Source organism: Streptodolium elevatio (assembly GCF_040649515.1).
Classification (GTDB): domain Bacteria; phylum Actinomycetota; class Actinomycetes; order Streptomycetales; family Streptomycetaceae; genus Yinghuangia; species Yinghuangia elevatio.
In genome coordinates this window covers 1-13506 of sequence record NZ_JBEZFP010000197.1, presented here as the reverse complement: position 1 = coordinate 13506, position 13506 = coordinate 1, and the positions used below count along the sequence as shown (strand labels likewise).

Here is a 13506-nt window from a genome sequence, read left to right as displayed (position 1 = left end):
CACGAGCCGGCGGTCATCTGGCCGTACATGGTCAGGCCCTGGGACTCCAGGCGGCGGAACTCCTCCCAGTTGGCCCAGTCGCCGACGAGGTTGGAGTTGGCGAGGAGCACGCGGGGCGCCCACTCGTGGGTCTGCATGACGCCGACGGGGCGGCCGGACTGCACGAGCAGGGTCTCGTCGCCGCGCAGGGTCTGGAGGGTGCGCACGATGGCGTCGTACGACCGCCAGTCGCGGGCGGCCTTGCCGGTGCCGCCGTAGACCACCAGCTTGTCCGGGTGCTCGGCGACCTCGGGGTCGAGGTTGTTCATGAGCATCCGCAGGGCGCCTTCCTGCGCCCAGCCCAGCGTGTTGAGCGCGGTGCCGCGCGGGGCGCGCACCGGGCGGGCGCCGGCCGTGGGGTCCGTCATGTCTCTTCCCCTCCCGCCCGGTCCGTCCGGCCTGTGCGGACCGGCGCCGAGCGGCTTGCCTGGAGCTTGCATGGAAATCTTCAAAGTGTTCGAGAGTGAATGTATCTCGTATTCAGGGTGCCGAACAGGGGGCATATCAGCCACCCGGTTAGGCTTTTGGGAGATTTCATCCCCAATGTGAGAGAGCCGGGCCGAGACGCGATGCAACTTGAGCAGCTGATCTGGGGCCTGACGGCACTCGGCGCCCTGGCGGTCGGCGCGTCCGGCGCACTCCTGACCTTCGGACGCGCCCGGGTGCGCGAGAGCGGCATCGCCCTGGCGGTGCTGCTCACCGGACTGTTCTTCTGCGCCGGCGGCTTCCTGCTCAGTACGCCGCGCTACGCGGCCACCGGCCTCATCGCGGGCGGCGGGGCCCTGGTCGGCGTGATCGTGGGCCTGGCCTGGGGCCGCGGCGGCGCCGACCGCACCCGACGGCCGCAGGCCGGACGGCAGCCGACCCGCCGCTAATCCGCCGGGCGGTTGGCACCATGGCGGCCGCTCGGGTCACTGGCACCAGGACGGCATGCCGAGTGACTGGCATCCCGACGTCCGACCGGGCGAGCCCCGTCCCGAAGTGCCACCGGGCAACGGGCACCCCGGTGCCCACCCCAGGGGCGAACTCACGGGGTGCGGCGCCCGGTTCGGGTCGCTGGTCTGGCCGCTGGGCACCGCCGCCGCAGTGCTGCTGATCGGCATCGCCTGCACGAGCGTCCGCCGAACCACCCGGAAGGACCGGAACGACGCCAGACGCTCACGCCTCGAAGAGGCCGCGCTCCATGGCCTGGCGGTCGAACTCCTCCAGCCGGGCCTGGGCGCGGCCCGGGGTGATGTCGCACATGGCCTGCAGCAGCACCTGGCCGAGGAGCATCGGCGCGCCGCACGAGTCGAAGACGAGCTGGCCGCTGACACCCGCCACGAGCACGGCGTCCGACAGCGCCGCCGCGGGGGCGAAGGGGCCGTCCGCGATGGTGACGATGCGCAGGCCCAGGTCCTTGGCCGTGCGCAGCGCGTCGGTGAGTTCACGCGGGTAGCGCGGCAGCGCGAAGCACAGTACGCCGGTCGCGCCCGCGGCCCGGGCCTGGTCGAGGCGGTCGGCGAGCAGGGAGCCGCCCTCGTCGAGGACACGTACCTCGGGCAGCACCTTTGCCGCGAAGTAGCCGAAGCCGCGCGCCGGCGCCATGCCGGTACGCAGCCCCAGCACCACCAGCGGGCGCGAATCGGCGAGCAGCGCCGCGGCCTTGGCCACCGGGCCGGGGTCGGCGAGCTGCTCGGCCAGGCGCGTCAGGTTCGCGATCTCGGCGTGCACCGCGCCCACGTACTCGTTGCGGTGCACCTCCGCCTCGGTCTCGGTGCGGACCGGCAGGCCGAGGGTGCGCAGGCGGGCGCGCAGGGCCGGATAGCCGTCGAAGCCGAGCGCGACCGCGAAGCGCGTCACCGACGGCTGGCTGACCCCGGCGAGTTGTGCGACCTCGACGCTGGACAGGTACGGCGCCTCCCCCGCGTGCCGGACCAGGCAGTGCGCGATGCGCCGCTGGGTCGGGGTCAGCCGGTGCTGCTCGAACAGGGCGAGCAGGCGTGAGGAGGGGCTGTCGCGGGGGTCGTCGGTGTCGTCCGTGTCGTCCGCGGTGTGGGGGTCGCCCGCGGTGTGGGGGTCGTCGGCGGTGCGGGGGTCGTCGTCGACCGTCGCGTGCGGGGCGTCCGTGGTCGCCCCGGTCGCGGTACCGAAGGCGTCGTGGCCGTCGGACCTGTCGGGCAGGTCGTGCGCTTCGTGCCTGTCGAGCCCGTCGTGCCCGTCGCGCCGGGCGTCCGGCCTGCCGTCCCGGCCGGACGCCTCCGGCCTGCCGACGGCGTCCCGCGCCTCGGACACGTCGGCTCCGGGATCGGACGTACCGTCCACCGCCACCATCGCTCCCCCTCTCCCTTCCGCTCTCGTCGTCGCGCGGGCCGCCCCCGGGCGGGGGCGGCGCGTCAGGCCAGTGGCCCGGCGACCGAGGCGGCCGCGCGGACCAGCGCGCCTGAGCGTACAAACTCCTCGGCCGCGGCAAGTTCCGGGGACAGGAACCGGTCGGAGTCGGGGCCCGGGACGCCCGCCCCGCGCAGCGCCGCGATGACCGCCGCGGTCGCCGGGGCCGGGGCCAGGTCGCCGGACTGGGTGCGGATGTCGGTGGCCCGTGCGGCGGCGACGAGTTCCACGGCGAGGATGCGCGTGAGGTTGTCGACCGCGGAGCGCAGCTTGCGGGCGGCGCTCCAGCCCATCGACACGTGGTCCTCCTGCATCGCGGACGACGGGATCGAGTCGACCGAGGCCGGCACGGCGAGCCGCTTGCACTCGGAGACCAGCGCGGCCTGCGTGTACTGCGCGATCATCAGGCCCGAGTCGACCCCGGGGTCGTCGGCGAGGAACGCCGGCAGCCCGTGCGAACGCGCGGGGTCGAGGAGGCGGTCGGTACGGCGCTCGGAGATCGAGCCGAGGTCGGCGACCGCGACCGCCAGGAAGTCGAGGACGTACGCGACGGGCGCGCCGTGGAAGTTGCCGTTCGACTCGATGCGGCCGTCGTCGAGGATGACCGGGTTGTCGACGGCGGCGGCCAGCTCGCGCTCGGCGACGAGCGCGGCGTGCGCGAGGGTGTCGCGGCCCGCGCCCGCGACCTGCGGCGCGCAACGCACCGAATAGGCGTCCTGCACGCGGGGCTTCTGGTCCTGGTGGTGGCCGGTCATACCGGATCCGGCGAGGACGCGCAGCATGTTGTCGGCGCTCGCGGCCTGACCGGGGTGTGGGCGGATCGCGTGCAGCGCCGGGTCGAGGACGCGGTCGGTGCCGAGCAGCGCCTCCAGCGTCATCGCGGCGGTCACGTCGGCGGCGGTGAACAGCGCGGCCAGGTCGGCGAGGGCCATGAGCAGCATGCCGAGCATGCCGTCCGTGCCGTTGATGAGGGCCAGGCCCTCCTTCTCGCGCAGCTCGATCGGGGTGAGGCCGTGTTCGGCGAGGAGTTCGGCGGCGGGGCGCACGACGCCGTCGGGGCCTTGGGCCTCGCCCTCGCCGGTGAGCACGAGCGCGCAGTGCGAGAGCGGGGCGAGGTCGCCGGAGCAGCCGAGCGAACCGTACTCGTGCACGACGGGGGTGATGCGCGCGTTGAGGAGGGCGGCCATGCCCTGGGCGACCTCGGGGCGTACGCCGGTGCGTCCCGACGCGAGGGTCTTCAGCCGCAGCAGCATCAGGGCGCGGACCACCTCGGTCTCGACGTGCGGGCCCATGCCGGCGGCGTGCGACCGGACCAGGGAGTGCTGGAGCCGGGTGCGCAGTTCGGTGCTGATGTGGCGGGTGGCCAGGGCGCCGAAGCCGGTGGAGACGCCGTAGACCGGGCGCGGGGACGCCGCGAGGTCGTCGACGACCGCGCGGCTGGCGGCCATGGCCTTCAGCGCGCGCGGGGACAGGTCGACGCGGGCGGCGTGGCGGGCGACGGCGAGGACGTCGGCCGGGGTGAGGCCGGCCTCGGCGACGGTGACGGCGGGAACGGAGCCGTTGTGCAGATCCTTATTCACCAGCACATTATGTGCATAGTTGACGACACCGCGAGGGGTTGGCGGAGGTTGGGCGGAGGTTGGCGGAGAAGCCGCGGGACGGGCGGCGCGACCTGGCCCCCCGGTGCGTCAGGCTGGGGACGGCAACAGCGCGGCGCGGGGCAGGTCCGTGGACGGGACGCGGTCTCCGGGTACACCGCGCGGGAACGACGAAACAGCAAGCGAGGAGCCGCCACGTGGGCAGGGTCACCAGCCGCCACAAGATCCTCCGCCTGGACGGCGGCGAGTCCGTGCGCCGCTCCGACACATTGGCGGCCGAGGAACCGCTCGAGATCCGCGTCTCGGGGCGCACGCTGACCGTCACCATGCGCACCCCGGGCGACGACTTCGACCTGGTCGCGGGGTTCCTGGTGTCGGAGGGCGTCGTCGGGGCGACGCACGACCTCGCGGGGTTGCGCTACTGCGCGGGGACCGACGACGAGGGGCGCAACACGTACAACGTGGTCGACGCGGTGCTGGGCGCCCACGTGCCGCCGCTCGACCCGGGGTTGCAGCGCGGCGTGTGGACGTCGAGCGCGTGCGGGATCTGCGGCACGGCGGGGATCGAGGGCCTGCGCAGGATGGCGCGCTGGGACGTGACGGCGGACGAAGTGCGGGTGACGCCGGAGGTGTTGTACGCCCTGCCTGGCCGACTCCGCGCCGCCCAAAAGGTGTTCGACACGACCGGCGGACTGCACGCGGCGGGGTTGTTCACGGCGGACGGCGAACTGGTGTGCGTACGTGAGGACGTCGGTCGGCACAACGCCGTCGACAAGGTGGTCGGGTGGGCGCTGCGCGAGGGGCGACTGCCGCTGTCGGGGCACCTCCTCGCGGTCAGCGGGCGCGCGTCGTTCGAACTGACCCAGAAGGCCGCGATGGCGGGGATCCCGGTGCTGACCGCGGTCTCCGCGCCGTCGTCGCTGGCGGTCGAGCTGGCGGAGGACGCGGGGGTGACACTGGTGGGGTTCCTGCGGGGGCGGAGCGCGAACGTGTACGCGAACACCCGGCGCGTGGAGCTGTGAGGGACGGGTGCTGGGGTTGTCCACTCCCTGGGCCGGGTCACTCCGGCAGGGAGGCTCCGCCGGTCAGGGCTACCGCGACCAGGGCTCGCAGGACCGGCGCAAGGCCGTGCACCGGTAGGCTCCGGCCGTCCGTGAACACCTCCACCAGCCACCCCCCGGCCGCGTTGGTGCCACCCGCCACGACCATGGCCTTGTAACCGCCCACCAGCAGCAGGTCCTCTTCTGCCGGGTCGTTGCCCGGGTCGCCGACCTCCTGCACGAAGCCGCCACCCTGCACCGCCTCCGCCGACGCCGGGTACGCGTGCAATGCGTACTCGGTCGCCGTCTCCTCGAACCGCGCGCGAGCGGAACTCGGCGCGCCGGTCATCCGGTGGATCGAATAGCGGACCGTGCGCAGCGAGCGGCCGTGCGGCGGCACGTACGAGATCCACCACGCCACGCCGTCCAGCATGCGCGCGAACGTGTCCGCGACGATCTCCAGGCGGCCCAGCGTGTCCGCCCGGTGCACGCGGCCCGGCTCGCGCTCGTCGAGCGCGCCCAGCACCGCCGCGAGCAGCCGCCCGGGGTCGGCGTTGTGCAGGGCGCCGCGGAAGCGCCTGCGGTCCCGCAGCGGCATACCGGCCGGCGTCGATTCGGTCGGCACCGGGGCGTCGCCGCCCGCCAGCGACACCGTCAGGTCCGGCGGCTGGCCGCGGCCCGCGACGACCGGGTGGATGGCCCGGCTGCCCTTGGCCCGGTACTGCGCCGCGTCCGCGAGCCGGAACAGCCGGTCCGCACTGGTCACCGGCCCCACCGGATCGCCGGTCGAGGCCACCCCGCACGCCACGCCCTCGCCGTCGTGCATGCGCAGCGCCCGACGGCACAGATCCTCCGCCACCGCGACGACCTCGTCGGGGCTGAATCCCTCCGCGAGTACGCAGAACTCGTCGCCGCCCAGCCGGGCCGCCATCGACCCCGGCAGCATGGCGCTGCACGCGGAGAGCTGGTCGGCGAAGCGTTCGAGCAGCCGGTCCCCGACGTCGTGGCCGCGCTCGTCGTTGAGCCGCTTGAGCCCGTTGACGTCGCAGACGATGAGGCTGACGACCGTGCCCTCGCGGTAGTGCCGGGTCATCGCCGCGTCCAGGCGCGCGTCGATCGCCCGGCGGTTGGCCAGGCCGGTGAGCGGGTCGGTGAACGCCAGCTTCTCGATGCGCTGGTAGTGCTCGGCCTGCGCGAGTCCGGCCGAGATCTGCGCCGCGAGCACCGCGGCGAACTCCGCGTCGACGGCGTCGAAGCGCGGCTGCTCGGCGTTCCGGGCGAGGTAGAGCTCGCCCCACACGCGGCCCTCGACCATGATCGGCGCGACCATGCAGCCGTGCCGGCCCCGGCGGCGCAGCGCGACGACCCGCTCGTGGTCGGAGTCGTGCTCGTCGACGCTGTTGGACCACGTGGTGGGCCAGGTCGCGGGGTCGATGATCTCGGGGAAGTCGGTGACGGCGTACGTCTCGGCGTGCGGCAGCGCCTCCTCGCCCTCCGCCAGGTCGCCGTCGTTGACGAGCACGCGCAGGTGTCCCGAGTCGCGCTCCCACACGGAGATCGAGGCGAGTGCGGCGTCCATCGCGAGGCGGGCCTGCCGGGCCGAGATGCCGACCACGTCCATCAGGGTGTGCGCGGTCGCCAGCGCCTTGGCCAGCTCCATGACCGCGTGCAGGCGTCGGGCGGCGTCCGGGGCGGACGCGTCGCCGGAGCCACCGCGCTCGGGGCCGGGGCGTTCCGGGGCGTCCGCACCGGGCGGGCCGGTCCCCGGGGAAGCGGGGTCCAAGGTGGTCGCGTCCGCGGCGGTACGCCGGTCGCCGGGGTCGGGCCGGTCGTGCCCTTGCGGGTCAGCGCGCGCTACGACTTTCCTCACCTCGCCTCCCTACGGGTATGCCGACGCGAGAGCCCGGGGGCGCGTGTCCGACGGGCTGTCCGCCACCGCCGAACAGCCTGGGACAGCGCCCGGGCAACCGTGCCGGCCGTCAGTCGGCCCCGCCCGACACCACTCAGAGTATGTCGCTATTTGCCGTATTCGCAGCAGAAAAAGGTCACATCTGTAGACGACACGTCACAGTGCGTTCGCTTGCCGGTGCTCATCCCCCTGGGAACTTCCCGCGGGTGCGGCTCGCCGCCGGAACCCCACGGGACCCTCCGTCCACGCCCTTCGCACCCTACTCCTCCGTACCGACTTGGCAACGCCGCGTGTCCGTACCGTCGCGTACCGACGGGTCCCGGGACGCGGGCGGACAGCCCGAATGCGCATACCGGAACGAGCCCCTCCCCTCGCACACGGCCGAACGGGTACGGTGCCGGGACAGGGAGGACCAGTGCCGACGCTCTCCGTCACCACCGTGATCGACCGGCCCGCCGACCAGGTGTGGGATGTGATCCGCGACTTCCGGGACCCGTCCGTGTGGTACCCGCTGCCGCTCGCGGACCGCGCAGCCGGTGCCGAGCCCGACGTACGACACGTACACGCCCCCGGCGGCGCGACCTTGCGTGAACGCCTGGTGGAGCACGACGACCCCGAGTGCCGTTATACCTACGAAATCCTCGACCTGGACCGACATCCCTGCGGCCTCCGCTTCGACGGACCGTGCCTGGCGACGCTGCGTGTGGAGTCGATCATCGGAGGCACGATGGCCCGGGTGGTGTGGTCCGCGCGGTACACCTGGGCGCTACCGCAGGACGAGTCCGACGGCGGGCACGAGCAGGTGCGCCGGCTCGAACGCGACCTGATCCGACCCGCCCTGCGCGCCCTGCGGAGCAAGCTGGGCTGAGCCGCGGGAGCAGGAGGCCGCGAGAGCGGGAGCGGGCCGACGAACTCGGCCGAACAGACTCGGCAGGACAGACTCGGCAGGACAGGCGTTCGCGGTTCGCGGGCGGTACCGCGCGGCGCCGCGCGATGTCACTTCCTGCGAAAGGTCTCGACCCCGCGCCCGGGCCGCCATACGCGGATGACCAGTTCGTCGCCCTCGACCGCGGTCATCACGGCCTCGTGCAGGTCGAGCCGGAAGGAATGGAAGCCGCCGGGCGGCTCGCCGCCCGTGGTGTACGCGGCCTTCTCGGCCGGCTCGACGACCTCGACCGCCACCCCGGCGACCTTCGCGTCACCGTTCGCCGCCGGGTGCGCGTGGATCGCACACCGCCCGTCCCGGGCCAGGTCGCGTGCCTTGACGGCGTTCAGCATCGACCCGAAGGAGAGGTCGTCGCCCATGAAGTCGACCTCGCTGCCGCTCACCCGCGGCGCTCCGTCGCCGCGCAACGTCGCCAGCACATGGGTCTCCGCCGACTCGAACCGTTGCCGCACCTCACGCGCGAGTTCGCCGGCTTCCGTCTCGAACTGCTTCCACGTAGCCATGCCCGGCAGTGTGGCAACGAGCACCGACACCACCAGCCTTCCCGGACCGGGCGGAACTCAGGCCACCGGACCGGCCTGATCGGGTATCGCGGTGCCGTCGACCTCCGGCTCGCGCACGCCCGGCCGCCCGACCGTCCACGGCTCGACGAGGCCCAGCCCGCGCACCGGGCGGCGCCACATGGGCTGCAACTCGTACGCCGGAACCTCGCCCAGCGCGGCGGCCAGATCGCGGTCGATGACCACGGTGTTCTTGGGCGCCAGCGCGGTCAGCCGGCTCGCCAGATTGACCGTGGTCCCGAACACGTCGCCCATGCGGGACAGGACCTGGCCGTACGCCATGCCCACCCGCAACTCCGGCAGCACCGGCTCGTCCGCCATCACCTCGACCAGCCGCAGCCCGAGTTCGACCGCCGACTCCGGCTTGAACGCGACGAACAGCACCTCGTCGCCCAGCGTCTTGACCAGCCGCCCGCCCAGGGACGTGATCACGTCGGACGCCGCGTCCTCGAACGTCTGGACAAGACGCCCGAGTTCGGCCTCCGAGAGGTTGCGGGACAGGCGCGTGAACCCGACCAGGTCCGCGAAGCCCACCGCGAGGCGCTGGCCGACGGTGTTGTGGTCGGTGAGCGACTCCATGACGCGCGTGGTCGCGGCGGCGAGGTGGCGGCGCCACGCGTACAGCACCAGCGGCTCGAGTTCGGGCATCACATCGCCCGCACCCCCGACGACCTGCTCGGAACGCTCGCCGGTCAGCTCGCCGCCGATGTACTCGACCCACGCCTCGGTCTGCCACTCGGCGAAGCGGGCCATCGTCTGTCCGACGGAACGCACGAACTGCGCGGCCACGGGCTCGGGCAGCAGGCCGGACGAGATCAGGTCGAGCAGGTGGCGCAGGGCCTCCACGTCGGCGTCGGTGAACGCCCGGGCGGGCCCGAAGTCCGGGAAGCCGAGAGAACGCCACAGCCGCCGGGCCTCCTCCAGCGGCACGCCGACCAGGTGCGCGACCTGGCCCGAGGTGTAGCGGCGCGGGGCGCCGAGGACCAGTTCCTCCATGTCGGAGATCGAGTGCTGGATCGCCTCGGGGTCGTCGAGGTCGGCCAGCCACCTGATGTCCCTCGGTCCGCCGCGCGCCCTGGCGTTCGCCGGGTCGGGCGTGGGCGCGGCGTCGCCGGGCTGATCGCCGGGCTGCTCGCCGTCCTCGCGTTCCTGGTCGTCGGGGCCGTGATTCCCGCGATCGCCGGCCGGGGTCGTCCGGCCTTCGATGCGGTGCCCGTCGCGGGCACTCTCCTCGGGCATGCGCTCCACCATGGGGTCAGGGTGTCTCGTCAGGCCCACCTTACGTGTCCGGCATCACACCGGTCAGCCCGCGCCCCCGTCAGCGTCTTGTGCGGTACGCGCGGCCCCGTCCCGGTCCGCGTGGTAGGCCGCGTCGCGGTCCGCGTGGTAGGCGGCGTCGCGGTCCGCGTAGTAGGCCGCGTCGCGCGCGAGATCGACGAGCCGCAACAACCGGGCCTGCGCGTCGGTGACGCGCGGCAGTCCGACGATCTCGACCGGCTCGCGGCCGTCGTCGAGCCGCACGACGAGCGTGCCTATGCCGAGCGCACGTTCGAGGAGGGAGTCCTGCGAGAAGGTGACGTCCTCGACACGGGCGAGCGCGATCGCCCGCCCCTCCTGCGTCCACAGGCCCGAGCGCACGACGAGGCGTCCGCCGGCGACGATGTGACGGTCGGTCAGCCAGCGCAGCCACGGGACGACCGTCCAGTGCGCGACCGCGGCGGCCGCCACGACGAACACCGCGACGCGCGCCCAGTTGCTCCCGCTGCCGCCCGGCGCGATGGAGGCCAGGAACCCGGCCACGCCGGCCACGGCGAACAACATGACGACCGGCCGCACCAGGACGCGCCAATGCTCGCGGAAGACGAGGTCGACCTCGCCGGTGTGCTCCCGAGCCGCCACCGCCCCCACCTCCGTCCGCACATGCCCCGCAGGAGATCCCGCAGGGAAATTGTGCGCCGAACGGAGCAGTCCGGGCCGCCGGACACGCTGAGTGGTTGCGAGGACGACAGCGAGAGGGGCGACGTGCCGGCAGTGCGACGGCGCGCGGCGGGCGGCGGGAGCAGGAGAAGAGAAGGGGGCGAGACTGCCGTCGTCCGCTGTGCGGTCCCGACGCCACGACCCGCCCCTGCCCCGTCCGTGCGCCTCCGCGGCACTGCTTCTCAGGTGTGCGGGGCCTCTTCCGCCGGGCGCACGTGGACGACGTCGCCCGCGCCCACCGCCTCCGGCCCGTCCGGGCTCGCGACGATGATGCGGCCGTCGTCGTCCACGTCGGTGGCGTTGCCCACCAGCACGCGGCCCGCCGGGAGTTCGACGCGCACCCGGCGCCCGATCGTCGCGCAGGCCGCGGTGTACGCCGCGTGCAGCCCGCTCGCCCGAGCGTCCCCGCCGGCCGCGCGCCAGCGCTCGTACCAGGTCTCCAGGTCGCGCAGCAGCGCCCGCAGCAGCGGGTCGCGGTCGGTGGTGATCGACTCGGCGAGCGCGAGCGAGATCGCGCCCGGGACCGGGAGTTCGTCCTCACGCAGCGAGACGTTGAGGCCGATGCCGACCACCACGCCCGTGCCCGCGCGCTCGGCCAGGATCCCGGCCAGTTTGCGGTCGCCGATCAGCAGGTCGTTCGGCCACTTCAGGCGTACGTCGACACCGCCGACCCGGCTCACCGCCTGCGCCGCCGCGACGCCGACCAGCAGCGGCAGCCAGCCCCACCGCGCCACCGGTACGTCCTCCGGCTTGAGCAGCACCGAGGCGAAGATCCCCGAGCGGGGCGGCGCGGTCCACTGCCGGTCCAGGCGCCCGCGCCCCGCGTTCTGGTACTCGGCGACGAGCACGAGGCCCTCGTCCTCCGCGGCGCGTGCCGCCAGGTCCGCGTTGGACGAGCCGGTCTCGGGGACGACGCGGACCTCGCGCCACAGGCCGCCGGCGCCCTCCAGGCCGCGGCGCAGCCCCGCCTCACGCAGCGGAGGCCGGTCGAGGTCGGTCCACGGGGAGGGCTCGGGGGCTTCGGTTGCTCCGGTCATGCGGAAAGACTAGGTCGTGCGGGCGCGATACCCGCTCAGGACGCGGCCCGGGACACAGCAGGGTCGGGACAGGTCCCGGACAGGTCCCGGACAGGGACCCGGCCGTGCGGAAGCGGCCCCGCGACGGGTGTCCCCAGCTGCGCGTACGTGCCCCGCGAGGGGGCCTCGGGAGGCCCTTCCGACGGGGCGGTGAGAACGTGTTTCGGGGCGCGGATACGCTACGGAACGCCGCTGTTCGACTTGACAGGAGCCCGCGCAATGGACCCGGTACAGGGCGATCCCGACATCCACACCACGGCCGGCAAGATCGCCGACCTGCGTCGCCGCATCGATGAGGCCGTGCACGCGGGCTCGGCCCGCGCGGTCGAGAAGCAGCACGCCAAGGGCAAGATGACCGCCCGCGAGCGCATCGAGTACCTCCTCGACGAGGGCTCGTTCGTCGAACTCGACGAGTTCGCCAGGCACCGGTCGACCAACTTCGGCCTGGAGAAGAACCGCCCCTACGGCGACGGCGTCGTGACCGGGTACGGCACGGTCGACGGCCGCGAGGTCTGCGTGTTCTCGCAGGACGTCACCATCTTCGGCGGCTCCCTCGGCGAGGTCTACGGCGAGAAGATCGTCAAGGTCCTCGACCTGGCGATCAAGACCGGCCGGCCGATCATCGGCATCAACGAGGGCGGCGGCGCGCGCATCCAGGAGGGCGTCGTCTCGCTCGGCCTGTACGGCGAGATCTTCCGCCGCAACGTCATCGCGTCCGGCGTGATCCCGCAGATCTCGCTCATCATGGGCGCCGCGGCCGGCGGACACGTCTACTCCCCCGCGCTGACCGACTTCGTGGTGATGGTCGACCAGACCTCGCAGATGTTCATCACCGGCCCGGACGTCATCAAGACGGTCACCGGCGAAGACGTCTCGATGGAGGACCTGGGCGGCGCGCGTACCCACAACACCAAGTCCGGCAACGCCCACTACATGGGCGGCGACGAGAAGGACGCCCTGGAGTACGTCAAGGGGCTGCTCTCGTACCTGCCGAGCAACAACCTCGAAGAGGCGCCCGCGTACCCCGAGGTCGCCGACCTGGAGACCAGCGAGTACGACCTCGAGCTCGACACGCTGATCCCGGACTCCGCCAACCAGCCCTACGACATGCACAAGGTCATCGAGCATGTCGTGGACGACGCGGAGTTCCAGGAGGTCCACCCGCTGTTCGCGCCGAACATCATCGTCGGCTTCGGGCGGGTCGAGGGCCGCAGCGTCGGCATCGTCGCCAACCAGCCGATGCAGTTCGCGGGCACGCTGGACATCGACGCGTCCGAGAAGGCCGCGCGCTTCGTGCGCACCTGCGACGCGTTCAACATCCCGGTGCTGACCTTCGTCGACGTACCGGGCTTCCTGCCGGGCACCGACCAGGAGTGGACGGGCATCATCCGTCGCGGCGCGAAGCTGATCTACGCGTACGCCGAGGCGACCGTGCCACTGGTCACGGTCATCACGCGCAAGGCCTACGGTGGCGCGTACGACGTCATGGGCTCCAAGCACCTCGGTGCCGACGTGAACCTGGCGTGGCCGACCGCGCAGATCGCCGTCATGGGCGCGCAGGGCGCGGCCAACATCGTGTACCGCAAGGAGCTCGCGGCGGCGGAGAACCCCGACGCGCGGCGCGCCGAGCTGATCCAGGACTACGAAGACACGCTCTGCAATCCGTACATCGCGGCCGAGCGCGGGTACGTCGACGCCGTCATCATGCCGTCGTCGACGCGCGCGCACGTCGTCAAGGCGCTGCGGGCCCTGAAGGGCAAGCGCGAGACGCTGCCGCCGAAGAAGCACGGCAACATCCCGCTGTAACCCGCGGCATCCGCGCGGCAGCCCCACGCGGGGTGCCGGCGCGGTCCGCTTCGTCCGCACGCCGTCGTCGCGTGGTGGGGGCACCGGGCAAGAACCGGTGCCCCCCCCCCGGCGCCCCCCCCCCCGGCCCGGGGCCCAGACCAACAAAAAAAAAAACATCAATTGAAACCAAGAAAAACCAAACA

General features: G+C 73.0%; 11 protein-coding genes and 1 pseudogene. 4 read left to right on the top strand and 8 right to left on the bottom strand.

The genetic code is table 11. The features are described 5' to 3' along the window. Positions 1–407: pseudogene (locus AB0C36_RS40480) on the bottom strand (urocanate hydratase); the annotation flags it as partial. Positions 408–608: 201 nt separating this feature from the next. Between AB0C36_RS40480 and AB0C36_RS40475 the strand changes: the two are divergent. Further along, positions 609–914, top strand: a complete 306-nt coding sequence (locus tag AB0C36_RS40475; protein ID WP_358364095.1) for a hypothetical protein — start codon at positions 609–611, stop codon at positions 912–914. Positions 915–1197: 283 nt separating this feature from the next. On the opposite strand, the gene AB0C36_RS40470 is transcribed toward AB0C36_RS40475, so the two are convergent. Together AB0C36_RS40470 and hutH are read right to left on the bottom strand one after the other, a co-directional pair. Further along, positions 1198–2019 (bottom strand): MurR/RpiR family transcriptional regulator, encoded by an 822-nt coding sequence (locus AB0C36_RS40470; RefSeq protein WP_358364097.1) that lies wholly within the window; start codon positions 2017–2019, stop codon positions 1198–1200. Between the two features lie 395 nt (positions 2020–2414). Continuing rightward, positions 2415–3977, bottom strand: a complete 1563-nt coding sequence (gene hutH / locus AB0C36_RS40465; RefSeq protein WP_435839215.1) for a histidine ammonia-lyase — start codon at positions 3975–3977, stop codon at positions 2415–2417. Between the two features lie 227 nt (positions 3978–4204). On the opposite strand from hutH, the gene fdhD reads away from it, so the two are divergent. Beyond that, positions 4205–5029 (top strand): formate dehydrogenase accessory sulfurtransferase FdhD, encoded by an 825-nt coding sequence (gene fdhD / locus AB0C36_RS40460; protein WP_358364091.1) that lies wholly within the window; start codon positions 4205–4207, stop codon positions 5027–5029. A 37-nt stretch (positions 5030–5066) separates the two neighbouring features. Here fdhD and AB0C36_RS40455 read toward each other — a convergent pair whose 3' ends face one another. Continuing rightward, positions 5067–6917: a sensor domain-containing diguanylate cyclase gene (locus AB0C36_RS40455; RefSeq protein ID WP_358364089.1), complete on the bottom strand. Its 1851-nt coding sequence runs from the start codon at positions 6915–6917 to the stop codon at positions 5067–5069. Between the two features lie 454 nt (positions 6918–7371). On the opposite strand from AB0C36_RS40455, the gene AB0C36_RS40450 reads away from it, so the two are divergent. Beyond that, positions 7372–7824, top strand: coding sequence for an SRPBCC family protein (locus AB0C36_RS40450; protein WP_358364086.1), 453 nt, complete (start codon positions 7372–7374; stop codon positions 7822–7824). A gap of 128 nt (positions 7825–7952) precedes the next feature. On the opposite strand, the gene AB0C36_RS40445 is transcribed toward AB0C36_RS40450, so the two are convergent. The 4 genes from AB0C36_RS40445 to AB0C36_RS40430 form a co-directional block, all read right to left on the bottom strand. Next, positions 7953–8405: a pyridoxamine 5'-phosphate oxidase family protein gene (locus AB0C36_RS40445; protein WP_358364083.1), complete on the bottom strand. Its 453-nt coding sequence runs from the start codon at positions 8403–8405 to the stop codon at positions 7953–7955. Positions 8406–8462: 57 nt separating this feature from the next. Then, a complete protein-coding gene (locus AB0C36_RS40440; protein ID WP_358364080.1) occupies positions 8463–9713 on the bottom strand; it encodes an adenylate/guanylate cyclase domain-containing protein in 1251 nt (416 codons plus the stop codon). 51 nt (positions 9714–9764) lie between these two features. Then, a complete protein-coding gene (locus AB0C36_RS40435) occupies positions 9765–10361 on the bottom strand; it encodes a PH domain-containing protein (RefSeq protein ID WP_358364078.1) in 597 nt (198 codons plus the stop codon). Positions 10362–10621: 260 nt separating this feature from the next. Then, entirely contained in the window at positions 10622–11476 is an 855-nt protein-coding gene (locus AB0C36_RS40430; protein ID WP_358364076.1) for a biotin--[acetyl-CoA-carboxylase] ligase, read from the bottom strand. A gap of 258 nt (positions 11477–11734) precedes the next feature. Here AB0C36_RS40430 and AB0C36_RS40425 point away from each other — a divergent pair, with 258 nt between their 5' ends. Continuing rightward, positions 11735–13321, top strand: coding sequence for an acyl-CoA carboxylase subunit beta (locus AB0C36_RS40425; protein WP_358364074.1), 1587 nt, complete (start codon positions 11735–11737; stop codon positions 13319–13321). Positions 13322–13506 lie beyond the last annotated feature (185 nt).

Excerpts from the sequence above, each read along its gene's own strand:
- AB0C36_RS40440 (WP_358364080.1), bottom strand. The coding sequence starts at position 9,713 with ATGGTGGAGCGCATGCCCGAGGAGAGTGCCCGCGACGGGCACCGCATC.
- AB0C36_RS40475 (WP_358364095.1), top strand. The coding sequence starts at position 609 with ATGCAACTTGAGCAGCTGATCTGGGGCCTGACGGCACTCGGCGCCCTG.
- AB0C36_RS40425 (WP_358364074.1), top strand. The coding sequence starts at position 11,735 with ATGGACCCGGTACAGGGCGATCCCGACATCCACACCACGGCCGGCAAG.
- AB0C36_RS40430 (WP_358364076.1), bottom strand. The coding sequence starts at position 11,476 with ATGACCGGAGCAACCGAAGCCCCCGAGCCCTCCCCGTGGACCGACCTC.
- AB0C36_RS40445 (WP_358364083.1), bottom strand. The coding sequence starts at position 8,405 with ATGGCTACGTGGAAGCAGTTCGAGACGGAAGCCGGCGAACTCGCGCGT.